The 26,171-nt window shown below is 45.7% G+C and carries 26 protein-coding genes; 18 read left to right on the forward strand and 8 right to left on the reverse strand.

Features of this window, described 5'->3' with window-relative positions; genetic code table 11:
• Window positions 1-203: 203 nt before the first annotated feature.
• From priA to AB4375_RS01195, 3 genes are all read left to right on the forward strand, one after another.
• Window positions 204-2,405, forward strand: a complete 2,202-nt coding sequence (priA, locus tag AB4375_RS01185) for a primosomal protein N' (RefSeq protein ID WP_372050883.1) — start codon at window positions 204-206, stop codon at window positions 2,403-2,405.
• Between the two features lie 240 nt (window positions 2,406-2,645).
• A complete protein-coding gene (gene cytR, locus AB4375_RS01190) occupies window positions 2,646-3,650 on the forward strand; it encodes a DNA-binding transcriptional regulator CytR (protein ID WP_017061147.1) in 1,005 nt (334 codons plus the stop codon).
• Window positions 3,651-3,772: 122 nt separating this feature from the next.
• Window positions 3,773-4,312 (forward strand): SPOR domain-containing protein, encoded by a 540-nt coding sequence (locus tag AB4375_RS01195; RefSeq protein ID WP_372050884.1) that lies wholly within the window; start codon window positions 3,773-3,775, stop codon window positions 4,310-4,312.
• Between the two features lie 108 nt (window positions 4,313-4,420).
• Here AB4375_RS01195 and AB4375_RS01200 read toward each other — a convergent pair whose 3' ends face one another.
• Window positions 4,421-4,681: a hypothetical protein gene (locus AB4375_RS01200; RefSeq protein WP_017061149.1), complete on the reverse strand. Its 261-nt coding sequence runs from the start codon at window positions 4,679-4,681 to the stop codon at window positions 4,421-4,423.
• Window positions 4,682-4,979: 298 nt separating this feature from the next.
• On the opposite strand from AB4375_RS01200, the gene hslV reads away from it, so the two are divergent.
• The 4 genes from hslV to rraA all read left to right on the forward strand — a co-directional run bounded on the left by hslV (window position 4,980) and on the right by rraA (window position 8,592).
• Window positions 4,980-5,528 (forward strand): ATP-dependent protease subunit HslV, encoded by a 549-nt coding sequence (gene hslV, locus AB4375_RS01205; RefSeq protein ID WP_004729692.1) that lies wholly within the window; start codon window positions 4,980-4,982, stop codon window positions 5,526-5,528.
• Between the two features lie 58 nt (window positions 5,529-5,586).
• Window positions 5,587-6,927 (forward strand): HslU--HslV peptidase ATPase subunit, encoded by a 1,341-nt coding sequence (gene hslU, locus AB4375_RS01210; RefSeq protein WP_372050885.1) that lies wholly within the window; start codon window positions 5,587-5,589, stop codon window positions 6,925-6,927.
• Between the two features lie 155 nt (window positions 6,928-7,082).
• Window positions 7,083-8,000: a 1,4-dihydroxy-2-naphthoate polyprenyltransferase gene (locus AB4375_RS01215; protein WP_017061151.1), complete on the forward strand. Its 918-nt coding sequence runs from the start codon at window positions 7,083-7,085 to the stop codon at window positions 7,998-8,000.
• Between the two features lie 73 nt (window positions 8,001-8,073).
• A complete protein-coding gene (gene rraA / locus AB4375_RS01220; protein WP_017061152.1) occupies window positions 8,074-8,592 on the forward strand; it encodes a ribonuclease E activity regulator RraA in 519 nt (172 codons plus the stop codon).
• Between the two features lie 97 nt (window positions 8,593-8,689).
• Here the strand turns inward: rraA and zapB are convergent, their stop codons facing one another.
• On the reverse strand, window positions 8,690-8,932 hold the full coding sequence (gene zapB / locus AB4375_RS01225) for a cell division protein ZapB (protein ID WP_008219652.1): 243 nt from the start codon (window positions 8,930-8,932) through the stop codon (window positions 8,690-8,692).
• A 325-nt stretch (window positions 8,933-9,257) separates the two neighbouring features.
• Between zapB and glpX the strand changes: the two genes are divergently transcribed.
• The 3 genes from glpX to AB4375_RS01240 all read left to right on the forward strand — a co-directional run bounded on the left by glpX (window position 9,258) and on the right by AB4375_RS01240 (window position 11,554).
• Entirely contained in the window at window positions 9,258-10,265 is a 1,008-nt protein-coding gene (gene glpX, locus AB4375_RS01230; protein WP_017061153.1) for a class II fructose-bisphosphatase, read from the forward strand.
• A 198-nt stretch (window positions 10,266-10,463) separates the two neighbouring features.
• The gene (locus AB4375_RS01235; protein WP_372050886.1) at window positions 10,464-11,084 is read left to right on the forward strand and encodes a helix-turn-helix transcriptional regulator; all 621 of its coding nucleotides are present in this window, start codon (window positions 10,464-10,466) and stop codon (window positions 11,082-11,084) included.
• A 122-nt stretch (window positions 11,085-11,206) separates the two neighbouring features.
• The gene (locus AB4375_RS01240) at window positions 11,207-11,554 is read left to right on the forward strand and encodes a DUF3135 domain-containing protein (protein WP_017061155.1); all 348 of its coding nucleotides are present in this window, start codon (window positions 11,207-11,209) and stop codon (window positions 11,552-11,554) included.
• A gap of 61 nt (window positions 11,555-11,615) precedes the next feature.
• Here AB4375_RS01240 and AB4375_RS01245 read toward each other — a convergent pair whose 3' ends face one another.
• Window positions 11,616-12,044 carry a DUF805 domain-containing protein gene (locus tag AB4375_RS01245; protein WP_017061156.1) on the reverse strand — a complete coding sequence of 143 codons (429 nt, stop codon included), beginning with the start codon at window positions 12,042-12,044 and terminating at the stop codon, window positions 11,616-11,618.
• 45 nt (window positions 12,045-12,089) lie between these two features.
• Window positions 12,090-12,437 carry a 5-carboxymethyl-2-hydroxymuconate Delta-isomerase gene (locus AB4375_RS01250; protein ID WP_017061157.1) on the reverse strand — a complete coding sequence of 116 codons (348 nt, stop codon included), beginning with the start codon at window positions 12,435-12,437 and terminating at the stop codon, window positions 12,090-12,092.
• A 249-nt stretch (window positions 12,438-12,686) separates the two neighbouring features.
• On the opposite strand from AB4375_RS01250, the gene tpiA reads away from it, so the two are divergent.
• Window positions 12,687-13,457 (forward strand): triose-phosphate isomerase, encoded by a 771-nt coding sequence (tpiA, locus tag AB4375_RS01255; protein ID WP_017061158.1) that lies wholly within the window; start codon window positions 12,687-12,689, stop codon window positions 13,455-13,457.
• 149 nt (window positions 13,458-13,606) lie between these two features.
• On the opposite strand, the gene pfkA is transcribed toward tpiA, so the two are convergent.
• The 3 genes from pfkA to AB4375_RS01270 all read right to left on the reverse strand — a co-directional run bounded on the left by pfkA (window position 13,607) and on the right by AB4375_RS01270 (window position 16,469).
• Window positions 13,607-14,569 (reverse strand): 6-phosphofructokinase, encoded by a 963-nt coding sequence (gene pfkA / locus AB4375_RS01260; protein WP_017061160.1) that lies wholly within the window; start codon window positions 14,567-14,569, stop codon window positions 13,607-13,609.
• Between the two features lie 317 nt (window positions 14,570-14,886).
• Window positions 14,887-15,795, reverse strand: coding sequence for a CDF family cation-efflux transporter FieF (gene fieF / locus AB4375_RS01265; protein WP_029235400.1), 909 nt, complete (start codon window positions 15,793-15,795; stop codon window positions 14,887-14,889).
• A 164-nt stretch (window positions 15,796-15,959) separates the two neighbouring features.
• Window positions 15,960-16,469, reverse strand: a complete 510-nt coding sequence (locus AB4375_RS01270) for a CpxP family protein (protein WP_017063671.1) — start codon at window positions 16,467-16,469, stop codon at window positions 15,960-15,962.
• 178 nt (window positions 16,470-16,647) lie between these two features.
• Between AB4375_RS01270 and AB4375_RS01275 the strand changes: the two genes are divergently transcribed.
• The 4 genes from AB4375_RS01275 to trmL all read left to right on the forward strand — a co-directional run bounded on the left by AB4375_RS01275 (window position 16,648) and on the right by trmL (window position 19,967).
• Window positions 16,648-17,337 (forward strand): response regulator, encoded by a 690-nt coding sequence (locus AB4375_RS01275; RefSeq protein WP_017066566.1) that lies wholly within the window; start codon window positions 16,648-16,650, stop codon window positions 17,335-17,337.
• Window positions 17,337-18,716, forward strand: a complete 1,380-nt coding sequence (cpxA, locus tag AB4375_RS01280; RefSeq protein WP_017068848.1) for an envelope stress sensor histidine kinase CpxA — start codon at window positions 17,337-17,339, stop codon at window positions 18,714-18,716. The genes AB4375_RS01275 and cpxA overlap by 1 nt, the downstream gene beginning before the upstream one ends.
• A 76-nt stretch (window positions 18,717-18,792) precedes the next feature.
• Window positions 18,793-19,410: a superoxide dismutase gene (locus AB4375_RS01285; RefSeq protein WP_017066564.1), complete on the forward strand. Its 618-nt coding sequence runs from the start codon at window positions 18,793-18,795 to the stop codon at window positions 19,408-19,410.
• Window positions 19,411-19,487: 77 nt separating this feature from the next.
• The gene (trmL, locus tag AB4375_RS01290; RefSeq protein WP_009844716.1) at window positions 19,488-19,967 is read left to right on the forward strand and encodes a tRNA (uridine(34)/cytosine(34)/5-carboxymethylaminomethyluridine(34)-2'-O)-methyltransferase TrmL; all 480 of its coding nucleotides are present in this window, start codon (window positions 19,488-19,490) and stop codon (window positions 19,965-19,967) included.
• Window positions 19,968-20,174: 207 nt separating this feature from the next.
• Here trmL and AB4375_RS01295 read toward each other — a convergent pair whose 3' ends face one another.
• On the reverse strand, window positions 20,175-20,699 hold the full coding sequence (locus AB4375_RS01295) for an FxsA family protein (protein WP_012604974.1): 525 nt from the start codon (window positions 20,697-20,699) through the stop codon (window positions 20,175-20,177).
• A 284-nt stretch (window positions 20,700-20,983) separates the two neighbouring features.
• Here AB4375_RS01295 and aspA point away from each other — a divergent pair, with 284 nt between their 5' ends.
• The 3 genes from aspA (at window position 20,984) to AB4375_RS01310 (ending at window position 25,882) form a co-directional block, all read left to right on the forward strand.
• On the forward strand, window positions 20,984-22,435 hold the full coding sequence (gene aspA / locus AB4375_RS01300) for an aspartate ammonia-lyase (protein ID WP_017063668.1): 1,452 nt from the start codon (window positions 20,984-20,986) through the stop codon (window positions 22,433-22,435).
• A 180-nt stretch (window positions 22,436-22,615) separates the two neighbouring features.
• Window positions 22,616-23,923, forward strand: a complete 1,308-nt coding sequence (locus AB4375_RS01305; RefSeq protein WP_017061168.1) for an anaerobic C4-dicarboxylate transporter — start codon at window positions 22,616-22,618, stop codon at window positions 23,921-23,923.
• Window positions 23,924-24,433: 510 nt separating this feature from the next.
• Entirely contained in the window at window positions 24,434-25,882 is a 1,449-nt protein-coding gene (locus AB4375_RS01310; RefSeq protein ID WP_372050887.1) for a YfcC family protein, read from the forward strand.
• The last annotated feature ends 289 nt before the right edge of the window (window positions 25,883-26,171 follow it).

The following is a 26,171-nucleotide window of genomic DNA, read 5'->3' on the forward strand; positions in this document are numbered from 1 at the left end:
GTAATGAATCTGTGAAGTAGGATCAACTGATTTGATACATTTTTCGCCAATATCGGCGTTATTTCCTTTGCTGGCTGTGATTCTTGGCTTGGCCCCAACCTCACCCGCTTCTCTGCCACATCACATTCAAACTGCTTCTCGAATTTAACCGCCTTATCCTTTAGACTGTTCGCTCTCGTCAATTCAGATAAAGCCGTCCCTTTATGCGTCCAATGATTGCCCGTGTGGCGCTGCCTGTTCCACTCGACAAGCAGTTCGATTACAAGATTCCAAACCACCTATTCCCGATTATTGGTGGTCGCGTCTCTGTGCCTTTTGGACGACAAACCTTAACTGGGATTGTCACGGCTCTGGTTAACGAATCAGAATTCGAGCTAGATAAGCTCAAGCCCATTAAAGCCTTATTAGACAACCAACCCGTTTGGCCGGAATCTGTCTATTCACTGTTAATGTGGTGCAGTCAGTTTTATCAGTACCCCCTTGGCGAAACCTTTGCTAACGCCCTTCCGAGCGCTCTAAGAAAAGGCAAAGCCGCCGACTTCGCGACGCTGGTTGAGTGGCAGTTAACGCCATCAGGCAAAGACCAACTGATGCAAGGTTTTGGTCGCGCAGTCAAACAAGCCAAAGTGATGCACATGCTTGAGCACGGCCCGGTTCCCCATCAAGAGTTCATTGATGAAGAAGTTGGCAGCGCCGTACTCAAGACACTAGAAGAGAAAGGCTGGATTGAATCGGTAGAGAAAAAGCCGAAGCGTCAGGCGTGGCCAGTTGATCTTGAAAACGACCAAGACAAACCTAAGCTCAATGCTGAACAAGCCATCGCGATTGCGACCGTAAATAGCCAAACCGACTTTGGTTGTTTCCTGTTAGAAGGCGTCACTGGCTCAGGTAAGACCGAGGTTTACCTGAATATGATTAAGCCGATTCTCGATCAAGGTAAACAAGCGTTAGTACTCGTGCCTGAGATTGGCCTCACCCCTCAAACGATTAACCGCTTTAAACGACGCTTTAATGTGCCTGTTGAGGTTATCCACTCAGGTTTAAACGATTCTGAGCGACTGAATGCTTGGTTATCGGCGCGTGATAAAATAGCGGGCATCGTGATTGGTACCCGTTCGGCTCTGTTCACGCCGTTTGCGGATCTGGGCATTATCATTGTCGATGAAGAACACGACGCCTCTTATAAACAACAAGATAGCCTGCGCTACCACGCTCGAGATGTGGCGATCATGCGTGCGCACAAAGCGCAGATCCCGGTTGTGTTAGGCTCGGCGACTCCGGCCTTTGAGACGCTGCACAACGCTCAGATCGGCAAATACAGTTATCTCACCCTGACTTCACGTGCGGGTGTCGCACTGCCGACCACCAATAAGGTGTTGGATGTTAAAGGTGAATATCTAGAAAGTGGTTTGTCTGCGTCGTTAATTGCAGAGATGCAAAGACACCTCAAAGCTGGCAACCAAGTGATGCTGTTCCTCAATCGTCGAGGGTTTTCTCCGGCATTAATGTGTCACGATTGTGGTTGGACAGCCGAGTGTAAGCGCTGTGATGCGTACTATACCTACCATCAATACAGTAATGAAATGCGCTGCCACCATTGTGGCTCGCAACAGCATATCGTGCACAATTGCCAAGGTTGTGGGTCTGCGAACTTAGTGACTGTGGGTGTCGGTACCGAGCAGTTAGAGGCTCAGCTTGGCCAACTATTCCCTGAATACAAAACCATTCGTATTGACCGTGACAGCACCCGCCGTAAAGGCAGCTTAGAAAGCGCACTAGAGTCGATTCGTAAGGGGGAATATCAAATTCTTATCGGTACGCAGATGCTTGCTAAGGGCCACCATTTCCCTGATGTGACACTCGTGGCGTTATTGGATGTCGATGGCTCTTTATACAGCAGTGACTTCCGAGCCTCTGAGCGTCTTGCTCAGCTTTTTATTCAAGTGGCTGGTCGTGCAGGTCGTGCTAGTAAGCCAGGTGAGGTGATCTTACAAACGCACCACCCAGAACACGGGCTGCTGCAGGCGCTACTACATAAAGATTATAACCACTTTGCTCAAACGGCCTTGGCAGAGCGTAAACAGGCTATGTTGCCACCTTATACCTTTATGACGCTGTTTAGAGCAGAAGCGAACGACACGCGCTTGGTGGAAGAGTTCTTACGTCAAGTTCGTCACACATTGGAATCGCACCCGCTGTTTGATCAATATTGCATGGTGTTAGGGCCAACCCCGGCTCCGTTAGCAAAACGAGCGGGCAAATCTCGCTGGCAGTTAATCTTACAAACTCAGACGCGCTCGTTAATGCAGAAGCTATTAATGAGTGCCAAGCCGGCCATCAATATGTTACCTGCTGCGAAAAAAGTCCGTTGGTCACTCGATATTGAGCCGCAAGATTTGAGCTAAACCCACTTGGGTTAAAACTAACGATAAGTTTGTTCACAAATATTTCATATTTATCGTGAGCAACTTCACACTAGTCATGTGATTTTTGTTAATCTAGCCGTAACTTTACACGGATTAAACGAATAAAATATTGCAATAAAAAAAGTGTTAGCAACACTTTCATAATATCTATTCGATTACATTTATTATTCATGCCTTAGATGCTTAGGCGGCAAAGGAACTTAAAAGAGGGTTTAATTTATGGCGACAATGAAGGATGTTGCCCAGCTAGCAGGCGTCTCAACAGCCACTGTATCACGTGCATTGATGAACCCTGAGAAAGTCTCAGTTTCGACTCGCAAACGAGTGGAAACAGCAGTACTTGAAGCTGGATACTCACCCAATACATTAGCTAGAAACTTACGTCGCAACGAATCAAAAACCATCATCACTATTGTTCCTGATATCTGTGACCCTTATTTCGCCGAGATCATTCGTGGTATCGAAGATGCCGCAGTAGAAAATGATTACCTTGTTCTACTGGGTGATAGCGGCCAGCAAAAGAAGCGCGAGTCTTCGTTTGTTAACTTAGTTTTCACCAAACAAGCCGACGGCATGTTGCTGCTGGGTACTGACCATCCGTTTGATGTCAGCAAGCCTGAACAAAAGAATTTACCGCCGATGGTAATGGCGTGTGAGTTTGCCCCTGAGCTTGAACTGCCTACGGTACACATCGATAACCTGACCTCTGCCTTTGAAGCGGTGAACTACCTAGCTCAGTTAGGTCATAAGCGTATTGCTCAAATTTCAGGACCAGTATCGGCAACACTGTGTAAGTTCCGCCAACAAGGCTACCAGCAAGCGCTGCGTCGCGCCGGAGTCTCAATGAATCCAGCCTATAGCACGGTCGGTGACTTCACCTTTGAAGCGGGCGCTCAAGCGGTTCGTCAATTACTGGCACTTCCTGAACAACCTACAGCTATCTTCTGTCACAACGATGCGATGGCGATTGGTGCGATTCAAGAAACGAAGAAGCTGGGCTTGCGCGTTCCTCAAGACCTATCGATTGTCGGCTTCGATGACATCCAATTCGCTCAATACTGCGATCCACCGCTAACCACCATTTCTCAGCCTCGTTATGAGATTGGACGCCAAGCGATGTTGATGATGCTTGATCTATTAAAAGGCAACGATGTGCAAGCAGGTTCGCGTCTGCTTGAAGCTAAATTAGTGGTTCGAGGCAGTACAGCGCCACCTCGAATATAACCCTTAGAAATACCCTTATAAATCTGCGGCACATTTTGATGTGCCGCTTCCATTTCTGCACTATTATCCTCGCGCAATCTGGATTACCATGAGGGCAGAATCAGCAACTATTGAATTGTCTTGTGGCTAATAGAGATTATGTAAAGCGCGGTCGTGGCACGAAAAAACCGACCAAAAAACAAGCCCCTCGCCGTAAACCTTGGCGCAGTGGTCTTTTGGCGATCCTCCTTGCCGGTGGTTTTGGTTACGGACTTTACCTATTGAGTAATGATCCTGAGCCGCCTGCACCAACGCCTGTGGCAACCAAACCAAAACCTAAGCCAAAACCAGCGAAAGTGATTCCGCCGCCTCCTGAAGAGAAGTGGGACTACGTTGAAACGCTGCCAAGCCGCGAGATTGAAGTAAAAGCCAAAGAGCAACAGATCTCTAAGATCCCTTACATCATGCAGTGTGGCGCTTACAAAACCTCGTCGCAGGCAGAAGCACGTAAGTTGGATATTGCCTTCCAAGGTATCTCAAGTGAGATCCGCAAGAAAGATGGCAGTAGCTGGTACCGTGTGGTTTTAGGGCCATACAAGTTGAAGCGTGACGCAGAACGCGATCGCCATAAGCTGCAACGAGCGAAAATTGAACCTTGCGCTATTTGGAAAGACGGGGCTTAATCAACTCAATATATAATAGGGGGAAGAGGATTCCCCCTATTGCTGTTTGAAAGCGTTCAATAGTTCATCGCACAAGCAATACCAGTATGTTAATCAAAAGAGTGCGTTTTAACGAAACTGAGGTACTTGTTCGTAGTACTCAAGCCCAAAGTCAGTCAGGTAGACCTGCTCCTTATTTATCTCGATGTAACCAAAAAAATCCAAGTGCGCTAAAACGTTAGGAAATGGACGTTTAAGAAAAACGTTGACCGAGTTTTTTAGATGTTCTGTTGAACACTCGCCCGCCTCCTGATACATCAGATGATGCAGTATAGACAGCTCATCCAGATCCATATCTCTATTAAAAAAACTGATATTGTCACTATTCATCACACTACTCCTTATGCAGTGAATACCACTGATTAGTGAACATCATTCCTTATAAATCAAACAAAAAGTGTTAACCATTTCACGTTAGAAATTTGTTTTATCTTTTTTTATATTTATCACAAACTATTAACCCACCAACCCTTGCCACACATAGGCTCAACAGGTAATGGATGTTTGAAACAACTGGTAACATTTAGCTTTTTTGATATGACATACCATTAAAAGTGGCACTTGAATTCATGATAGTGGAGCCACATATAAGTAGTAACCATAAATAATAATCAAAAGAGGTCGACTCGTGACTACCATTGTATCTGTACGTCGTAATAATAAAGTCGTCATCGCGGGTGATGGACAAGTATCTCTGGGCAATACAGTAATGAAGGGCAACGCCCGTAAAGTACGTCGCCTATACAACAACAAAGTACTGGCCGGTTTTGCTGGCGGTACGGCTGATGCTTTCACGCTATTCGAAAAATTTGAAAGCAAGCTGCAAATGCACCAAGGCCACCTGACCAAAGCTGCCGTTGAGCTAGCGAAGGATTGGCGTAGCGACCGTGCTCTACGTAAGTTAGAAGCGCTGTTAGCAGTAGCGGATGAGACCGCTTCACTGATCATCACAGGTAACGGTGACGTAGTTCAACCTGAGAACGACCTGATTGCGATCGGTTCGGGCGGTAACTTTGCTCAAGCAGCCGCTACTGCACTGTTAGAAAATACTGATTTAGATGCGCGTGAAATCGCAGAAAAGTCGCTGAACATTGCAGGCGACATCTGTGTCTTCACCAACCATCACCACACTATTGAAGAACTAGAAAGCACCGTTGAGCTGCCAAAGCCAGAGTAACGACCGCTTCCATCAATAACGTTGTATTCAACAGTGATTAAAGAATTAAGGAAAAACCATGTCTGAGATGACTCCTCGCGAAATTGTTCACGAACTCAATCGCCACATTATCGGCCAAGACAACGCTAAGCGTTCAGTGGCTATCGCTCTGCGTAACCGCTGGCGTCGTATGCAGCTTGAAGAAAGCCTGCGTGTTGAAGTATCACCAAAGAACATCCTAATGATTGGCCCAACGGGTGTCGGTAAAACTGAGATTGCTCGCCGTCTAGCGAAACTAGCAAACGCGCCTTTCATCAAGGTAGAAGCGACTAAGTTCACCGAAGTTGGCTACGTTGGTAAAGAAGTAGAGACCATCATCCGTGATCTAACGGACGTTGCAATCAAGATGACACACCAACAAGCGATGGAAAAAGTACAGTACCGCGCTGAAGAACAAGCTGAAGAACGCATTCTTGATGCCCTTCTGCCACCAGCACGTGATGCTTGGGGTCAGAACGAGCAATCAACTGAAGACACCACTTCTTCAAACACTCGTCAGATTTTCCGCAAGAAACTACGTGAAGGTAAGCTAGACGACAAAGAGATTGAAGTTGATGTAGCCACGCCGCAAATGGGCGTTGAAATCATGTCACCTCCAGGCATGGAAGAGATGACAAACCAGCTGCAAGGCATGTTCCAAAACCTAGCGGGCGACACCAAGAAAAAGCGTAAGATGAAAATCAAAGACGCATTCAAAGCACTGACGGAAGAAGAAGCTGCGAAGCTTGTGAACCAAGAAGAGCTGAAAGAGAACGCGATCTTCAACGCTGAAAACAACGGCATCGTATTCATCGATGAGATCGACAAAATCTGTAAGCGTGGCGACAGCTCAGGCCCAGACGTATCTCGCGAAGGTGTTCAGCGTGACCTACTGCCTCTTATCGAAGGCAGCACAGTATCAACAAAGCACGGCATGGTTAAAACTGACCACATCTTGTTTATCACATCAGGCGCATTCCAAGTGGCTAAGCCATCTGACCTGATCCCTGAGCTACAAGGTCGTCTACCAATCCGCGTAGAACTTGAAGCACTATCAGCACATGACTTCAAACGCATCCTAACTGAGCCAAAAGCATCTCTAACAGAGCAATACATTGCCCTAATGAAAACAGAAGATGTCAACATTGAGTTCACTGAAGATGGCATCAACCAGATTGCGGACGCAGCATGGCGCGTAAACGAAACCACTGAGAACATCGGTGCGCGTCGTCTACACACAGTGATGGAGCGTCTAATGGATGAGATTTCATTCGAAGCAACAGACAAAGCTGGCAGCAAGCTAGTGATTGATGAAGCTTACGTAACATCGAAACTTGGCGAATTCGTTGAAGACGAAGACCTAAGCCGCTTCATCCTGTAGCACACAAAACTCCAACTTATTGCTCTATCTCAAAGAAATAGCAGCTAATAAGCGAATTCAAGGCCCACTTTCGAGTGGGCTTTTTATTACCCGAAAAATGGGCGTATACTCAAATCACAGTTTGAAACGAAGACTTACAAAGAAATAGACCTACGATGAAACAATCTCTACTGATTTGGCTTGATGCCGCACGACCAAAAACTCTGCCTCTCGCACTTGTCTCTATTCTTACAGGAAGTAGTTTAGCGTTCGCCGGTGGTCAGTTTTCTTTATCGATAGCCCTACTGGCATTTTTAACCGCCACCCTATTACAGATTTTATCGAACCTAGCCAATGACTATGGCGACGCCGTAAAAGGCACAGACAACGAAAATCGTCTGGGGCCAACACGTGCCATGCAATCTGGCGCGGTAACAGCGAAAACCATGAAGCAAGCGATCATCCTCAACATCGTGTTTACTATGGTCGCTGGGCTGATTCTTATTTTTCATGCCTTAACCTCGATTGAAAGTATCTTATCTTTCATTGCGTTAGGCATATTAGCCATTGTTGCTGCCATCGCTTATACCGTCGGTAATAAGCCTTATGGCTATATTGGCCTTGGCGACTTATCGGTATTTATCTTCTTCGGTTTATTAGGTGTTTCAGGGACTTACTTCTTGCACACTGGCCATGTTGAACCAAGCCTATTCCTTCCGGCATTGGGCTGTGGCTTGATGGCGGTTGCGGTACTCAATATCAACAACATGCGTGATATCGAAAACGACAGCGAATGTGGTAAGCGCACCATGGCGGTTCGCCTAGGACAACGCAAAGCCAAACACTATCATTTTGCTCTGCTTGGCCTCGCCCTTGCGTCTTTCGCTATCTACCTGCTTATTCAAGAAAAACCGGTCTGGATCAGCCTGCCGTTTTTGCTGAGCATTATTATTGTTTACAAGCATGGCAAAGCCGTTTGGGAAACCGAAAAGCCAGCGCAAATTGCACCAATGATGCCCGTGATTGTGAAATGCTCACTGGTCACTAACCTATTGTTTGCAGGGGTTGTCGTAGCTCAAACTCTATTGAGTTAAATGAGACTAATCATTGCAAAGGGATCAAGCGCCGATATACTCAAAGTAAGCTCATTGTTCAAAAGGTATACTAATGGAATACAACACTTCAGCACTGTGCGACATATATTTGGATCAAGTTGATGTCGTGGAGCCAATGTTCAGCAACTTCGGTGGACGTGCATCCTTCGCAGGACAGATCACGACATTAAAGTGTTTTGAAGACAACGCTTTGATTCGCTCTGTACTAGAGCAAGACGGTCTGGGGCGTGTGTTGTTAATCGATGGGGGCGGCTCACTACGTAAAGCGCTGATCGATGCTGAGATAGCCCTACTTGCCGAAGACAATGAGTGGGAAGGGATTGTGGTTTACGGGTGCGTTCGTGAAGTCGATGAGCTTGAAGACATGAACCTAGGTATCCAAGCCTTGGCTTCTATCCCTGTTGGTGCGAGTCAAGAAGGTGTCGGTGAATTAGACGTTCCAGTGAACTTTGGCAGCGTGACCTTCTTACCTGAAGATTACCTCTACGCAGACAACACTGGCATCATTCTTTCTGCCGAACCTCTAGATGTAGAACTCGATTTGGATGTCGAGGAAGAAGACGTCGAGTAACTCTCACTCAGCTTCAAATAATAAAACAAATCATAAGAACACAAACAAAAACGCCCGCTACTGAGTAGCGGGCGTTTTTTTAAATCTGAAGAGTCGATTACTCTACTTCATCCATTTTACCAAGAAGGTTACGGATGCGATCTTGCCATGCTGAATGCTCTTCCTGCATTTGCTGAGTTTTTTGCTCTAGCTCGTGACGGCTTGCTTTAAGCTCACCAGCTTCTGTTGCTAGTGCTTGTTTCTCTTCTTTAAGCTCTTCCACTTCCATTTGAAGAAGTGCAATTGTATCTACTGCTGTTTGAATTTTTGCTTCTAGCTGCTCTAGTACTTCAAAAGACATTCTGGCCTACCTTTAAGTTATCCGTTTGATGGTGAAGGTTCACTCCACTTATTTCCCCATTCTACTCAGCAGAGCAAGGATAAACACTCAATATATTCGATATTTTGCGCCATTCGATGAAAAAAACAGCGCTTTTTACCGAATATTGACGTGAACGATTATCGCCACAACGGCAAACCGATTATTTTGATGAATAATAACTGTTTTCCACTGCGAATTGATCGAGAGCAATCTCCAAAAAAACAAAAAGGCAAACGTTTCCTTTTGGATATGGTAAAATTCGCCGCGAAATTTCTATTCCCCCTTTGAAAATTTTGGAGTCCGCATGAAACGCGATTTAGCAATGTCATTCTCTCGTGTCACAGAAGGTGCAGCACTAGCTGGTTACAAGTGGCTTGGCCGTGGCGATAAAAACGCTGCAGATGGCGCTGCTGTAGAAGTAATGCGTAGCCTATTAAACAAAACCGAAATTAGCGGTGAGATTGTTATCGGCGAAGGTGAAATCGATGATGCACCTATGCTATACATCGGCGAAAACGTAGGTGTGGGCGGCGACGCTGTCGACATCGCAGTTGACCCAATTGAAGGGACACGCATGACAGCAATGGGCCAATCAAATGCATTGGCTGTATTGGCTGCGGGTGAAAAAGGCAGCTTCCTTAAAGCGCCTGATATGTACATGGAAAAGTTGGTTGTTGGCCCTGGCGCTAAAGGCGTGATTGACCTAGAACTGCCACTAACAGAAAACCTAGAAAACATCGCTAAAGCACTAGGTAAAACACTTGATACTCTAGTCGTAACCACGCTTGCTAAGCCTCGTCATGATCAAGTCATCGCCGACATGCAAGCAATGGGCGTTCGTGTATTTGCTGTGCCAGACGGTGATGTTGCGGCTTCTATCTTAACCTGTATGCCAGACAGTGAAGTAGACGTCATGTACTGCATCGGCGGCGCACCTGAAGGTGTGGTCTCGGCGGCGGTAATTCGCGCACTCGACGGCGACATGCACGGTCGTCTTCTACCTCGCCACGAAGTGAAAGGCGACACAGAAGAGAACCGCAAGCACGGTGAACTTGAACTTGAGCGCTGCGCAGAAATGGGCGTAACGGCGGGTATCGTATTGAAGATGGAAGACATGGCACGCAGCGACAACGTTGTATTCTCAGCAACAGGCATCACTAAGGGTGACTTGCTAGAAGGTATTTCTCGTCAAGGTAATATCGCAACCACAGAAACCCTGCTTATCCGTGGCCGCTGCCGTACAATTCGCCGCATCAAATCTATCCACTACCTAGAGCGTAAAGATCCAGAAGTAGTAGGTCATATCCTGTAAGCCTAAATTCGGTGAAACAGAATATTCCAAGGCTGATACCTAGTATCAGCCTTTTGTTTTATTAGCGCACCAGAATCTGACCATGGCAGCCAATAGAGTAAAACGCTATCTATAGAGTAAATTATCATCAATATAGTAAATGGTTTGCTTTATAAACACCTTGCCTCATAATAGTAAGGTTCATTAGGTAGGGATAGTATGAAAACAAGCGACAGAATCTTACAGACCATTAAGCGTCAAGGCGCGGTAACCGCGAAACAACTGTCAGAAGAATTTGGCATGACGACAATGGGGGCAAGGCAACATCTGCAAAGCCTGGAAGATGACGGTATTCTTGTGTTTCATGATGTGAAAGTGAAAGTGGGTCGCCCGACTCGCCACTGGTCCCTGACTCAACAAGGTCATAACCAATTTTCAGACCGACATGGTGAACTCACCATTCAAGTGATTGATGCTGTCGAGAATCTATTTGGTAAAGAAGGGCTGGCTAAGGTTGCTGCCGAGCGTGAACAACACACTCTTAAGCAGTATCAAACTGCGCTGTCTGGCTGTGATTCACTCATCAGCAAGCTTAAAAAACTCACCCAGCTTCGTGAAGACGAAGGCTACATGGCTGAGCTTCAAGAGCATGATGATCACTACATCTTGATTGAGAACCACTGCCCTATCTGTAAGGCTGCAACTCGCTGCCCTAGCCTGTGCCAATCTGAGCTCAACGTGTTTACTGAGTTACTAAAAGATGAGTGTCACGTGAGCCGTACAGAGCACATCATTGCTGGCGAACGACGCTGCACTTACACCTTAACACCCGCCCTTTGATTGCAAAGGTAATCGGCTAATACCGTCTCAATATTGAGAAAATACAAATAGATTAAAATTTGTACAGATTTCTTTCTTAAGCTTAGAGCATATGAAACACGCTTAATGCTAAGGAAGGAATGATGGCGCATCCACAACCCGCTCAAAAACTGCCACCCTTTGATGAACTTGTCCAACTCGCGAAAAGCGACCCGAAAGCATTCAATCAATTCAAACACGAGATGTGCGAACAGATGATTTGTTCGGCTTCAGACGTGATGCAAGACCGACTTCGTGCGCAGCAAAGTCACATCGACTTAGTGGTTAGCCGTTGTAAAAACCCACACCACGCCAATGTCGTACTCATGCAAGAGCTGCGCTGTCAGGTCTGTAAGTTCCAAGATGCACTCGAAGGGCGCTGCGGCTTTGAAGAATCTCTGCCTGAAAATGTCGTGCCTTTTAAGCCGAATACCGAACCTAAAATGTACTGAAATTAGCAAAGCACTAAAAAGAAAAAGGGAGCGTAATGCCCCCTTCTTATTGGTTCGCTGTTCAATATTCACATGGGTCTTCGCCGTAGTCATTACGGCCTTCTGTACCTTTCAACAAACCACACTCAATCAGAATCCAGAAACCACACACTAATGCCGCGACGGTTGCCGCCATATGAATTGGCGATACCGGCTCTGTCGTCGTTGCAACCATTGGCGAAGCTAAACGACCCAAGACTAATGGCACATTCAATAGTAGCCAGTAATTAGACTTATTGCGGTCGTGCCAGCGCTTAGCGGTTACCGCAAGGTCTGGGATCACAAGCATCAATAGGATGATTGGTAGCAGGATATAAGAGTAAGCAGGGAACAACACAGAGATACCTGAAGCAAAACCGGTAATCGCTATGTAGTAGAAAACATTCCAAATCCAGTAAGTCTTACGACCAATTCTCCCCTTGAAAGAGAGCAGTAATTCTTTCATCGACATCTTAAATACTCAAATTTATACGCCGCTAAAAGTCAGCAGCAATGGTTAGTTTATTACTTTTTGAAAGCAACTTTTATCCATATCACGAATATTCACCGTTAAGCTTCTTACATGACTCGCTTGTTCTTGCAGGATCTGCATTAACGATCGTGACAATTCTCGCTTTTGCTCTTCCGTTCGTCCCGAAAGTAACTCAAAGCTGATATGAATAAAGTCTACACTATCTTCCTCATCACCGACCAACCAATTATGGCAACGCAGTGAACGAGATTTCACTGATGGCACATCAAACAAGCCACATGTGAGAGCGACTTGGTGGAGATCTTCCAGTAAGCCTTGGATATTTACTCGCTCATCCACTGAATTGGAGTACTCTAGAACTAGATTCGGCATTGTTACTTCCTGTTGTTAACGCAATCGTTTGTCCCTTAATAACAACTAACGATGAAAAATCCGAGAAGTTAGCTATTATTCTGTCTGCCGGATCACTGATATATGCTCAAAATCTACTCTGACCATTGAGTAAGATCCAAGAAAGTCATGACCACAGTCATGATCTGTTGATATTAATCTGTTATATTATTTCGTAATAAAGTTTACTTTTTTACATTCGATTTATTTAAATACTTTGGAGATATTCCTATGCGTCATCCTGTAGTTATGGGTAACTGGAAACTAAACGGCAGCAAAGAAATGGTTGTTGATCTACTAAACGGTCTTAACGCTGAACTTGAAGGCGTAACAGGCGTAGACGTAGCAGTTGCTCCACCAGCACTTTTCGTTGATCTAGCAGAGCGTACGCTTACTGAAGCGGGCAGCGCGATCATCCTAGGTGCTCAAAACTCTGACCTAAACAACAGCGGTGCATTCACTGGCGACATGTCTCCAGCAATGCTTAAAGAGTTCGGCGCATCTCACATCATCATCGGTCACTCTGAGCGTCGTGAATACCACAACGAATCAGATGAGTTCGTAGCTAAGAAATTCGCATTCCTAAAAGAGAACGGCCTAACTCCAGTTCTTTGTATCGGTGAATCTGAAGCACAAAACGAAGCAGGCGAAACTGTTGCAGTATGTGCTCGTCAACTTGACGCTGTTATCAACACTCAAGGTGTTGAAGCTCTTGAAGGCGCTATCATCGCTTACGAACCAATCTGGGCTATCGGTACTGGTAAAGCAGCTACAGCTGAAGATGCACAACGCATCCACGCTCAAATCCGTGCACACATCGCAGAGAAATCTGAAGAAGTTGCTAAGAAAGTTGTTATCCAATACGGCGGTTCTGTTAAGCCAGAAAACGCAGCAGCTTACTTCGCACAACCAGACATCGACGGTGCTCTAGTTGGCGGCGCAGCTCTAGACGCGAAAAGCTTCGCAGCTATCGCTAAAGCAGCAGCTGAAGCAAAAGCTTAATTTAAACCTCACCGTTTAGATTAGATGAAAGGTCAACTTAGGTTGGCCTTTTTTATTGCCTGTCGTTTCTGAAACCCAAACGGCAGGCACAAAAAAACCGCTGAATAATCAGCGGTTTTTAAATTCTTTAAGAGAACGCTAAGCGTGGCTTAGAACAACTCTTCTGCAACGCGGAACAGCTCAGAACGGTCTGGATTCTGCATGTTCTCGATACAATCGATGATGTCGTGGTGAACAAGTTCTTCTTTCTCGATACCCACACAACGACCACCGTGACCTTCTTGAAGAAGGTGAACAGCGTAGTTACCCATGCGAGAAGCCAATACACGGTCAAATGCAGTAGGACGACCACCACGTTGGATGTGACCAAGAACCGTTGCACGAGTTTCACGACCTGTTGAAGATTCGATCTCTTTAGCCAGTTCGTTAGCATCCATCATTAGCTCAGTTAGAGCGATGATTGCGTGCTTCTTACCTTTCGCAATACCATCTTGGATGTTGCTGATAAGCTGTTCTTTATCTAGGCCAGTCTCTGGAGTAATGATGTACTCACAACCACCCGCGATTGCTGACATAAGCGTAAGATCACCACAGTGACGGCCCATGATTTCAACAATAGAAATACGTTGGTGAGAAGAAGACGTGTCACGTAGACGGTCAATTGAATCAATAACAGTGTTAAGCGCTGTAAGGTAACCGATTGTGTAGTCAGTACCCGCGATATCGTTATCGATTGTGCCTGGAAGACCAATACATGGGTAACCCATTTCAGTCAGCTTCTTAGCACCCATGTAAGAACCGTCACCACCGATAACAACAAGTGCTTCGATACCGTGTTTCTTAAGGTTCTCAATGCCTTTCTCACGAACAGCAACGTCTTTAAATTCAGGGAAACGTGCAGAACCTAAGAAAGTACCACCACGGTTGATCACGTCAGATACGCTTGAACGGTCAAGCTTTTCGATACGGTCTTCAACAAGGCCTTGGTAGCCATCGTAAATACCGTAAACTTCAATGCCAACTGATAACGCAGTACGAACAACGCCGCGAACTGCTGCGTTCATACCTGGAGCGTCACCACCACTGGTCAAAACACCGATCTTCTTAATCATGCTCACCCTCGATTTTTGGGAATCTATTATTCAATTCTTGTTCTTGCTGATTGTATATCAACAAGATTTTAAATCTATATTTGTGCGTTATGTTACATTTCCTCAACAGGAATAGCACTCAAATCGCGTAAAATTATGTAACATTTCTACTTCTGTAAGAGTATTACAGTTTTACTCAATAACTTTGTTGATTCACATCAGAATCAACATTAATTGTTACTAAGGTGGTTTTTGAATCACCTAACAGTTAATAATTTTTACTCACTTTAGTTCAAAAGCCACTCACTTACCATTTGCCCGCTGATTTTTAGCACGCATTACCACGAGTGGAATTTCTGCTGCTTCTCTGGTCCAAATACGACCGAATACGGGTCTTGGTGAATTAATACATCAGCATCAGGGAACACGGAGATAAGCTTAGCCTCTACTTCGTCAGAAATGCGATGCGCTTCAATAAGTGGGATATTATCTTCCAATTCTAGATGCAGTTGGATGAAGCGTATTGGCCCCGAGCGACGCGTTCGTAATTGATGCACACCCAACACGCCTTCCACGCTCAATGATGTCTCTTTAATCTGTTTCAGCTCATCATCTGGCAGCTTATGATCAAGCAGAGACTGAACCGCTTCCATCGCCATTTGATAAGCGCTGTACAGAATGTAGATACCGATACCGACCGCGAATACTGAGTCCGCCTGACCAATCCCAAACCAGCTCAATGCCAGTGCCAGCATGATCGCAGCGTTCATATAAAGGTCTGATTGATAGTGCAGAGAGTCGGCCGCAATAGCTTGGCTGCCTGTTTTGTTGACCACATGCTTTTGGAATCGAACCAAACCGAAGGTCATCACCATCGCAAATAAGCTGACATAGATACCAATCTCTGGAGAATTCAGTTCATGAGGTCGGAAGAAGCGCTCAATACCATTGAGAATAAGGAAACATGCAGAGCCTGAAATAAACATCGCTTGCGCTAATGCAGCTAGGGATTCAGCCTTACCATGACCAAAGGTGTGCTCTTTGTCGGCAGGCTGCAGAGAGTAACGAACCACGATAAGGTTAACGACAGAGGCCGCGATATCCAGCATTGAATCCACGACGGAAGCCAACAGACTCACGGAACCTGTCACCCACCAAGCTGCGACTTTCACTATCAATAAAATAGTGGCGATGGTGGTGGCTGCCCAAGCGGCGAGCGTAACTAAACGTGCGTATTCTTGTTTCATAACTTGGCTATAAAGTGACTGATAGCACAAAGTATAACCTGCAAACCACCAATTGAATATGACAGCCATGATGTAAAACATTCATTTTTAAGGATCAAAAAAAGCGGCACTCGGCCGCTTCTTTCTAAACACTTTCATTCAACGCTGATTTTTCAAGCAATGAATTACTTGTCTTTGTTCATGCGTTTTCCCATTTTGTCAGCACACTTAGTCATGCGCTCTTGTTGGATTTCTTTCAGTTGAGTCTTTTGCTCAGCCGTTAGTACGCTCATCATTTGGTGTTGCTTCTTAAGCATTGCTACGCGACGCTCAGTTTGCTTCTCAACCATTTGGCTTGCTAGGTCGTTTGCTGCTGCTTCGTCAAAGTTGTCAGCAAGTACCAATGCTTGAACCTTTTCGTGATGCGCTTTCATTTGCGCCATTTTTGCCGTTTTGTTTGCACCGCGCTTTGCTTTCATCTCAGCACGGTCTGCTTCACGCATCTCTTTTAACTGTTCTTTTTGAGCGTCGGTTAGGTCTAGTTGGCGCATTACTTTTTTATCGAAACCGCCACACTTGTCGTGCATACCTTTGTGGTCACCTTTATCACCACCACCGTAAGCATACGCGCTTGCTGTACCAAAAATAAGTGGAAGTGCCGCAGCTGCTAGTACAAGTTTCTTAGTCATTTTCATAATTGTTGCCTCAATTCGGTATAATAAGTCATGTGTTGCGTCTGTTTCTCAGCGCTTGAATATAGATTAGTCTTTCCCTCGTAAAGTGACGTTTAGAAAGCGTAAAGAATCGTAAAGAGTGAAAGTTGACGAATAATTAGCAGTATTATTAACCTAACTAAATGATTAAGGCTTCCCAATGGCGAACATTCTTCTTATTGATGACGACACAGAGTTAACCAGCTTACTTAAAGACATTTTGAGCTTTGAGGGCTTCACTGTCTCCGAAGCCAATGATGGCTATGCCGGGCTTGAAGCGATCAATGATGAGATTGATCTGGTCCTTTTGGATGTGATGATGCCGCGCCTTAATGGCATGGAAACGCTAAAAAAGCTGAGGGAAAATTGGGAAACGCCGGTACTAATGCTGACCGCAAAAGGCGAAGAGATCGACCGTGTGATTGGTCTTGAACTTGGCGCGGATGATTACCTGCCTAAACCTTTCAGTGACCGAGAGTTGTTAGCTCGTATTCGAGCTATCTTGCGTCGTACTCAAACCAACACCGCACCTAAGGCGGCCAGTGATAGAGTTCAATATCAAGACATCGAAGTCTTCCCTGGCAAACAAGAAGCCTACTGCAATGGGGAGCTCATCGACCTCACCACAACCGAGTTCGCCCTACTGAGTCACCTTATCCAAAACCCAGGGCAAGTGATCACCAAAGAAGCATTGAGCCTAGATGTATTAGGTAAAAGGCTCGCAGCGTTTGACCGCGCGATAGACATGCACATCTCTAATCTACGTAAGAAGATTCCTGAGCGCACTGACGGCAAATCACGTATCAAAACCTTACGAGGCCGTGGCTACTTACTGGTAGAGGAAGATTAATGCGTATACCTAAAATCACCAGCTTATATGGACGTATCTTTGCTATCTTTTGGTTCACCATGTTACTGGTGCTTTTGTCGGTACTGTCACTTCCCCATTTAGACCCTCGAGTCGCGCGCGATGTGCCCGCAGATCACCTCGATAAACTCGAGCGTATCGCTAAAATCACAGAGAAACGCTACGCCAAAGAACCTAATCTGGGCAAGATTGTCTTCCAACTGGAGGCGCCACGCAGCCGCAAGGATTCTAGAGCTCGCATCTACCTGACCGATCTTGAGGGCGCAGTCCTTACCTCGAAAAGGCATTCAGACTATAAGCTAAAGGCGATTCGTAACTTTGTTACCTCGATTGATAACCCTGAGATACCGAAGCAAAAACTCTACGGACACTACATGGTCGCAGGGCCAGTGCCAATTACTCTCGCTGGTGAAGAGTTGCTGATGTATGCCGGAGTGAAGTGGAACCAACCACCGCCATTCTTACTGCGCCTGTTTGATAGACCTCTGCAGCTATTGCTTGCCGTGATGTTGGCGAGTACCCCGCTATTACTTTGGTTAGCTTGGGCACTGAGTCAACCCGCTCGCAGGCTAGAACGCGCGGCACAACGCGTGGCGAAAGGTCAATTCGAGGTCGATCCAACACTCGAAAAAGGTACTTCAGAGTTCAGACAAGCTGGTGAAAGCTTTAACCAGATGGTCGAAGCGGTGAACCAGATGATTTCGGGGCAACAACGCCTGCTCTCTGATATCTCACACGAGCTCCGCTCCCCACTGACTCGCCTGCGCATGGCCAATGCACTGGCGATTCGTAAACAAGGCGAGAGCCAAGAGTTAGAACGCATTGATACCGAAGCACAGCGTTTGGAACAGATGATCAGTGAGCTGCTGACGCTATCTCGTATGCAGGTCGACAGCCATATTACTCGTGAGGTTCAGCCTATCTCGAGCCTATGGGAAGAGATCTTAAAAGACGCAGAGTTTGAAGCCGAACAGATGGGCAAACAACTGACGTTCTCGGAGATCCCAGAACGCTCTATTTCGGGGAACCCTAAACTGCTGATGAGTGCGCTAGACAACATTACACGCAATGCCATCTACTACGGTAAAGACCAAGTGGATGTACAGTTCCATGTGGTTCAAGATCAGCTAACAATTTGCGTCAATGATAATGGTGATGGTGTTCCAGAGGATGAACTCGATTCTATCTTCAGACCTTTTTACCGTGTCTCAACAGCGCGTGACAGAAACTCTGGCGGCACAGGGCTTGGATTAACCATTACTGAAAGTGCGATTCGCCAACACAGCGGAACCATCACCGCAACCCGCAGCCAGCTCGGTGGATTACAACTCGAAATCACCCTGCCTATCTTACCGGTGTAATACCCCCACAAAGATCGCAGTTGATAATGATTGTCATTACCATTATGGTAAATCCTCTAATTAAGGAGGATTTACCATGTCGCACACTTTCCCTGCTTTACCCTACGCTTACGATGCCCTAGAGCCTTACATTGACGCTAAGACAATGGAAGTGCATTACAGCAAGCACCATAGAACCTACTACGATAAGTTTGTTGCGGCGGTGTCTGGCAGCGAGCTAGAACAGCAATCTCTGACCGAGATCTTCGCCAACATCTCTCAGCACAGCCCGGCTGTTCGTAACAATGGCGGTGGCTACTACAATCACATCTTGTACTGGAACTGCATGTCGCGAGACGGCGGTGGTGAACCTACGGGCGAGCTTGGTGAGGCTATCAAGAGTACCTTCGGAGATTTCGAGACATTCCAAGATCAGTTCGCCCAAGCGGCGATCAATACCTTTGGCTCCGGCTTTGCTTGGCTAGTGGTAGAGCAAGGGCAACTGAAGATCATCTCAACCTCGAACCAAGATAATCCGTGGATGGATACCGTTGTCAGTGATGGCGAACCGATTCTTGCGCTCGATGTTTGGGAACACGCCTACTACATCAGCTACCAAAACCGTCGTCCTGATTACATCAACGCATGGTGGAATGTGGTGAATTGGAAGGCGGTTGCTGAAAACTACGCACAAGCACTCGCGAATAAAGCGTAAGCGAATGGTGGTGAACTGTACTCACTCAGCTTGCCACCGTATACTCGGGCTATCTTTGATTACTCTTGTGAACCAACATGTTTGATATCGCTCTATACGAACCAGAAATTGCACCCAATACGGGTAACATCATCCGCCTATGTGCTAACTGCGGCGCAAACCTGCACCTGATTGAACCGCTTGGCTTTGATTTTGAAGAGAAGAAGGTTCGTCGTGCTGGCTTGGATTACCACGACCTTGCGCGAGTTAAGCGTCACAAGAACCTAGAAGCTTTCCTTGAGTATCTTGAGAATGAACGCGAGGGTGACTTCCGCATCTTTGCCTGCACCACTAAAACGACAGGTCACCACGTTGATGCAAAATTCCAACAAGGTGATGTGTTGATGTTTGGCCCAGAGACTCGCGGCCTGCCTGCTGAGTTCATTGAAAGCATGCCAATGGAACAACGCATTCGTATTCCAATGATGCCAGACGCGCGCAGCCTCAACCTGTCTAACGCAGTGGCAATCATTGCTTTTGAAGCATGGCGACAAATGGGTTTTGAAGGCGCGGTATAACCGAACACTCAAGCTTATCTTTTATCTGTTATCTGTTATCTGTTATCTGTTATCTGTTATCGATAGTAAACAGTAAGTAACAGCTAGCGACAGACAATAAAAAAGGCTCTTACCATTATCACTTTCTTGCGAAGGATAAAGGTAAGAGCCTTTTCTGTTTTCCCTCTATATAAAGAAGAGAGAAAAACAAAGAATAGAAACAACGGATTAGTTTAAGCGGTTACGATCGTTGTCGTCGTCTTTCTTCTCAAACTCACCTTCAAAGGTGTTGCCGTCTTTTGATTGGTCAGATGGATCGCGATTGAATGGGTCTTGTCCAAATGGGCTCTGGCCAAAACCAGCTTGTCCACCGGCATGGAAACCACCAGACATGTTGGTCACCACCATTTTTTCCATCATTTTCTTGGCAATCATCGCTCTTGGTGCTGGCAATAATACCAACATACCGAGTGCGTCCGTCATAAAACCCGGAGTCAGCAGCAATACACCGGCAACTGCAAGCATCACGCCTTCAAGAATCTGTTGTGCTGGCATTTCGCCTTGTTGCAAACGACCTTGCACAGACATAAGTGTCTGAATGCCTTGGCTACGAACCAGCGATGCACCCACAAATGCAGTGATCAAAACCAACGCAATAGTTGGCCACAATCCTAAGAAGCCACCAACTTGAATAAATAGCCCAATCTCAATGATGGGTACGAAGATAAATAGTAATAATAAGATAGGAAACACACGCCCTCCTTTGTTACTTGCAGTTTACGCTGAAAGCCCTAACAATCTCAAATTTATCCTGTAAATAAGCGTGTTTATTGACCAAGAATAACTTTGCAAAATATTGACGAAACAAAACTGAAAAAGGTGATCCACTTAATATTTTTATGCGCTAAGTACAGTATCATGTGCCACATAAGTCAGGACGGATTTATCAGCCCAATATTCTAGCGAACGGAGTATTTGCACACAGAATAGGCTAATAACTAACTATATAATCAGAATAATTCTCTAAGGATCCTGTTATGGCTACTCAATCAGAAGCTCAAGTTGAAGCTCCTCAAGCTACTCGTCTCGAAGAAGATCTATTAGGTCAACGTCATGTTCCGGCTGATGCTTACTACGGCATCCACACTCTACGCGCAGTTGAAAACTTCAACATCTCAAATGTAACGATCTCAGATGTACCTGAATTCGTTCGCGGTATGGTGATGACTAAGAAAGCAGCGGCTTTAGCAAACAAAGAGTTAGGTGTAATTCCAAGCGAAGTGGCTAAATACATAATCCAAGCTTGTGACCTAATTCTAGACACGGGTAAGTGCATGGATCAGTTCCCATCGGACGTTTTCCAAGGTGGTGCTGGTACTTCTGTAAACATGAACGCAAACGAAGTTGTTGCGAACGTGGCTCTTGAACTTATGGGCAAAGAAAAAGGCCAATACGAGTTCATCAACCCGAACGACCATGTAAACCGCAGCCAATCTACAAACTGTGCTTACCCAACTGGCTTCCGTATCTCTGTTTACAACAGCGTTCGTAAACTGATTGATGCGATCGAATACCTAAAAGGTGCATTCGAGCTTAAGAGCCAAGAATTCAACACGATTTTGAAGATGGGTCGTACTCAGCTTCAAGACGCAGTTCCAATGACGGTTGGCCAAGAGTTCCACGCTTGGGCTGTAACCATCAATGAAGAAATCAAAAACCTAGAATACACTTCAAAACTACTGCTTGAAGTAAACCTAGGCGCAACGGCTATCGGTACAGGTCTGAACGCAGCACCGGGTTACCAAGGCCTAGCAGTGAAACACCTAGCAGAAGTAACAGGCCTAGAGTGTGTAGCGGCTGAAGATTTAATCGAAGCAACGTCTGACTGTGGCGCATACGTAATGACGCACGGCGCACTTAAGCGTCTAGCAGTTAAGCTATCTAAGATCTGTAACGACTTGCGTCTACTTTCTTCAGGTCCACGTACTGGTTTGAACGAGCTAAACCTACCTGAACTGCAAGCAGGTTCTTCAATCATGCCTGCTAAAGTAAACCCAGTTGTACCTGAAGTAGTAAACCAAGTTTGCTTCAAAGTTCTAGGTAACGACAACACGGTTTCTTTCGCTGCGGAAGGTGGTCAACTTCAACTGAACGTAATGGAACCTGTTATTGCACAAAGCATGTTTGAGTCTCTAGACATCCTAACAAACGCTTGTGTGAACCTACGCGACAAGTGTGTAGACGGCATTACGGTAAACAAAGAAGTATGTGAAGCGCACGTATTTAACTCTATCGGTATCGTCACTTACCTAAACCCATACATTGGCCACCACGAAGGTGACATTGTTGGTAAGATCTGTGCAGAAACAGGTAAGAGTGTTCGTGATGTAGTTCTAGAACGCGGTTTATTGACCGAAGAAGAACTTGATGACATTTTCTCTGTTGAAAATTTGATGCATCCTCAGTATAAAGCGAAGCGCTACGAATAAAGTTAGCGAGAAAGGGTTCCAAACGGAGCCCTTTTTTAGGCTCCAATACGGTTAACCATGATTATTTTGTGGATTTCCGTTGGTTGCGCTTTTGCCAAATTGAATCTAAACCATAGAACTATTATGTGAACATTCCAGCGGCGAATGTTCACATAATAAAATCTAAATGAGGTGTTACTTATGATTGCAGTAGAACTGTTTGTCGTCCTGCTCTTTATCTTTTTGGGGGCCAGAATTGGCGGTATCGGTATTGGTTTTGCCGGTGGTGCTGGTGTTATTGCCCTTTCACTTATTCTTGGCGTTCCAACAAGCCAATCTTTCATCCCGATCGACGTAATCTTGATCATCATGTCAGTTATCACCGCAATTGCTGCAATGCAAGTTGCTGGCGGTATGGACTGGTTGGTACAAATTGCCGAAAACTTTTTGCGTAAACACCCTGAACGCATCACCTTTTACGCGCCGATTGTGACCTTTGTAATGACATTAATGGCGGGTACTGGTCACACAGCATTCTCTACGCTTCCTGTTATTGCAGAAGTAGCGAAAGGCCAAGGTGTTCGTCCTTCTCGTCCACTGTCTATCGCAGTTGTCGCTTCTCAAATTGCTATCACAGCTTCGCCAATCTCGGCTGCAGTTGTGGCTTTCGCAGCAATGTTGGCACCATTTGGTGTTGATTACCTAACGCTATTGATGGTTTGTATCCCAACAACCTTCATCGCTTGTATGGTTGGTGCGGTTGTTGCTAACTACATGGGTAGCGAATTGAAAGACGATCCTGTTTATCAAGAACGTCTAGAGAAAGGTCTAATCAAGCTAGCAACAGAAGAGAAACGCGAAATTCTACCTACAGCGAAGAAAGCAACGTACATCTTCCTAGCTGCAATTGGTTTCGTGGTTTGTTACGCAGCGGCTATCTCTAGCTCTGTTGGCCTAATTGAAAACCCGGCGCTAGGTCGTAACGAAGCGATCATGTCTGTAATGCTGGCAGCAGCAGCGGCTATCGTGATGTTCACTAAGATTGATGCAGCGAAGATTTCTTCAGCACCAACGTTCCGTTCTGGTATGACGGCATGTGTATGTGTACTTGGTGTGGCTTGGTTAGGTTCAACGTTTGTAAACGCACACGTTGCTGAAATCAAAGACGTAGCAGGCGCTCTACTGGCTGACTACCCATGGATGCTGGCTCTTGTTCTGTTCTTCGCTTCTATGCTGCTTTACTCTCAAGGCGCAACAACAGTTGCACTGATGCCTGCAGCACTAGCGATTGGCGTAGCACCACTAACAGCCGTTGCTTCTTTTGCTGCGGTAAGTGCGCTGTTCGTACTTCCAACTTACCCTACGCTACTAGCAGCGGTTGAGATGGATGACACAGGCTCAACGCGTATCGGTAACTACGTATTCAACCACCCATTCTTCATTCCAGGTGTGGTAACAATCAGTACTGCGGTAGCACTCGGCTTCGCATTCGGCGGTCTGTTTATCTAACATTCGCTGGTGATTGAACATTTAAAAGGAAGCTTCGGCTTCCTTTTTTGTTTTCTGCTCAATGTGTTATTTGATACGCATCAAATAACCATTATAAACTTTAAAAACCGCCTAAAAATAAAGTTTGAATAAAATTCCAAGATTATTCTGCCTAATCATAAACAACACCTACCAAATCAATCTCCTTCCACTTCCAGTTAATCCACAACGAATATTAATCCAAGCTAACTAACCAAAAAACCTTGACGATTTTCTGCCATTTTTTAGCCCTTTCATTAGCCATTATTTTTGTGAACAGCACCAAACTTAAATACCGGAGTAAGGAATAAAATAACCGCAGCTAAATTAAATCTAACTTCATTTGGATTGGTAAATATAAAAACAACCTTAATTTAAAGTCAGCAACTTTATATCGTTGAGTGCTTTATAAGTGTCCGTGTATTTACAATCTATAAATCATTAGTCGCTAATTCACATCACTTCTATTTAAGATGATGTAAGGAGATAGCCATGACAACTCAAACGATACCAAGCGAGAAAAAAAAGGGCGGCTTCTTTGCCAACTTTAAATTCCCTTCTGCCTACACCATTCTATTTATTCTGATTGCGTTCGTCGCACTGCTTACCTGGATTGTTCCAGCAGGCCAATACGACCGTGCAATGAATGAAGAGCTAGGCCGAGAAGTACCCGTAACCGGAACCTATCAAACGGTAGAAGGTAACCCTCAAGGCGTGATTGATGTACTGCTCGCGCCTATTGACGGCTTCTATGACCACAATAGCTATGAAGCGGCGGCTATCGACGTTTCGCTGTTCATCTTAATCATTGGTGGCTTCTTAGGGCTAGTAACCAAAACGGGTGCCATTGATGCCGGTATCGAGCGCGTCACCGCCCGCTTAGAAGGGCGAGAAGAGTTGATGATACCAATACTGATGGCGCTATTTGCCGCAGGTGGTACCGTCTACGGCATGGCGGAAGAATCACTGCCCTTCTATACATTGCTAGTGCCGGTAATGATGGCAGCTCGCTTTGACCCTCTTGTTGCCGCTGCGACCGTACTGCTTGGTGCAGGTATTGGGGTGCTGGGTTCAACGATTAACCCATTCGCAACCGTGATCGCTGCCAACGCCTCTGGTATTCCATTTACAGACGGTATCGTGTTGCGCATTGCGATGTTGATTATTGGTTGGGGTATTTGTGTTGCCTATGTAATGCGTTACGCAAGAATGGTTCAAGCAGATCCTTCGAAATCCATTGTGTTCGACAAATACGAAGAGAACAAAGCGCACTTCTTAGGTAATGCGAGCGGCGAAAAACTTGAATTCACCGCGACTCGCAAACTGATTCTGACCATTTTTGGTGGCTCGTTCGCTGTAATGATTTATGGTGTATCCGTTGCTGGATGGTGGATGGCTGAGATCTCAGCGATGTTCTTAGCAGCAACCATCATCGTTGGTATTGTGGCTCGCATGAGCGAAGAAGAGTTTACCACCAGCTTCATTGATGGTGCCCGCGACCTACTTGGCGTTGCGCTCATCATAGGTATTGCACGTGGTATCGTAGTGGTGATGGACCGCGGTATGATCACCGATACCATTCTCTTCTCAGCAGAACAGATGGTAACGGGGCTTTCTTCGGTTATCTTCATTAACGTGATGTTCTTCTTAGAGATTCTACTGTCGTTCTTAGTGCCATCGACCTCTGGCTTAGCGGTACTGACCATGCCAATCATGGCACCACTGGCCGACTTTGCTGGCGTAGGTCGTGACTTGGTTATCACTGCGTACCAATCTGCATCTGGCTTGGTGAACCTAATCACCCCAACCTCCGCGGTGGTGATGGGTGGTTTGGCGATTGCTCGTGTCCCTTACGTGCGCTGGGTTAAATGGGTGATGCCACTAGTCGGTATATTGATGGTGTTCTGCATTGTTGTACTGAGTATTGGTGCGCTGATCTAACTAACAGCACTTCACTCCTTTCTCATCCAAAGCCGCTTCTCACAGCGGCTTTTTTATTGTTCCCTCTCAATGTAACCCTCTGCCACTGAAACAGCTCCTCAAAGCCATACACGCGATATTCAAGGTTCTTCTGTTCGTAGCCAAGCTCAACTAAACTCAAAGCACTCGCAATAGAAGAATCAATCCTACTTTTAAACATCTAATTTTCTTGATGAAATAACACTCTATTTTCAACCATGATGTTTAAACAAATAGTTAGTCACTTATTAGCGTTAATTATATTTAAAGT

The sequence above is a fragment of the Vibrio sp. 10N.261.51.C6 genome, assembly GCF_041471785.1.
GTDB classification, from domain to species: domain Bacteria; phylum Pseudomonadota; class Gammaproteobacteria; order Enterobacterales; family Vibrionaceae; genus Vibrio; species Vibrio crassostreae_C.

Bases quoted from the DNA above. Each gene is read 5' to 3' on its own strand.
- priA (WP_372050883.1), top strand. From the start codon at position 204: ATGCGTCCAATGATTGCCCGTGTGGCGCTGCCTGTTCCACTCGACAAG.
- cytR (WP_017061147.1), top strand. From the start codon at position 2,646: ATGGCGACAATGAAGGATGTTGCCCAGCTAGCAGGCGTCTCAACAGCC.
- AB4375_RS01200 (WP_017061149.1), bottom strand. From the start codon at position 4,681: ATGAATAGTGACAATATCAGTTTTTTTAATAGAGATATGGATCTGGAT.
- hslU (WP_372050885.1), top strand. From the start codon at position 5,587: ATGTCTGAGATGACTCCTCGCGAAATTGTTCACGAACTCAATCGCCAC.
- AB4375_RS01215 (WP_017061151.1), top strand. From the start codon at position 7,083: ATGAAACAATCTCTACTGATTTGGCTTGATGCCGCACGACCAAAAACT.
- rraA (WP_017061152.1), top strand. From the start codon at position 8,074: ATGGAATACAACACTTCAGCACTGTGCGACATATATTTGGATCAAGTT.
- zapB (WP_008219652.1), bottom strand. From the start codon at position 8,932: ATGTCTTTTGAAGTACTAGAGCAGCTAGAAGCAAAAATTCAAACAGCA.
- glpX (WP_017061153.1), top strand. From the start codon at position 9,258: ATGAAACGCGATTTAGCAATGTCATTCTCTCGTGTCACAGAAGGTGCA.
- AB4375_RS01235 (WP_372050886.1), top strand. From the start codon at position 10,464: ATGAAAACAAGCGACAGAATCTTACAGACCATTAAGCGTCAAGGCGCG.
- AB4375_RS01240 (WP_017061155.1), top strand. From the start codon at position 11,207: ATGGCGCATCCACAACCCGCTCAAAAACTGCCACCCTTTGATGAACTT.
- AB4375_RS01245 (WP_017061156.1), bottom strand. From the start codon at position 12,044: ATGTCGATGAAAGAATTACTGCTCTCTTTCAAGGGGAGAATTGGTCGT.
- AB4375_RS01250 (WP_017061157.1), bottom strand. From the start codon at position 12,437: ATGCCGAATCTAGTTCTAGAGTACTCCAATTCAGTGGATGAGCGAGTA.
- tpiA (WP_017061158.1), top strand. From the start codon at position 12,687: ATGCGTCATCCTGTAGTTATGGGTAACTGGAAACTAAACGGCAGCAAA.
- pfkA (WP_017061160.1), bottom strand. From the start codon at position 14,569: ATGATTAAGAAGATCGGTGTTTTGACCAGTGGTGGTGACGCTCCAGGT.
- fieF (WP_029235400.1), bottom strand. From the start codon at position 15,795: ATGAAACAAGAATACGCACGTTTAGTTACGCTCGCCGCTTGGGCAGCC.
- AB4375_RS01270 (WP_017063671.1), bottom strand. From the start codon at position 16,469: ATGAAAATGACTAAGAAACTTGTACTAGCAGCTGCGGCACTTCCACTT.
- AB4375_RS01275 (WP_017066566.1), top strand. From the start codon at position 16,648: ATGGCGAACATTCTTCTTATTGATGACGACACAGAGTTAACCAGCTTA.
- cpxA (WP_017068848.1), top strand. From the start codon at position 17,337: ATGCGTATACCTAAAATCACCAGCTTATATGGACGTATCTTTGCTATC.
- AB4375_RS01285 (WP_017066564.1), top strand. From the start codon at position 18,793: ATGTCGCACACTTTCCCTGCTTTACCCTACGCTTACGATGCCCTAGAG.
- trmL (WP_009844716.1), top strand. From the start codon at position 19,488: ATGTTTGATATCGCTCTATACGAACCAGAAATTGCACCCAATACGGGT.
- aspA (WP_017063668.1), top strand. From the start codon at position 20,984: ATGGCTACTCAATCAGAAGCTCAAGTTGAAGCTCCTCAAGCTACTCGT.
- AB4375_RS01305 (WP_017061168.1), top strand. From the start codon at position 22,616: ATGATTGCAGTAGAACTGTTTGTCGTCCTGCTCTTTATCTTTTTGGGG.
- AB4375_RS01310 (WP_372050887.1), top strand. From the start codon at position 24,434: ATGACAACTCAAACGATACCAAGCGAGAAAAAAAAGGGCGGCTTCTTT.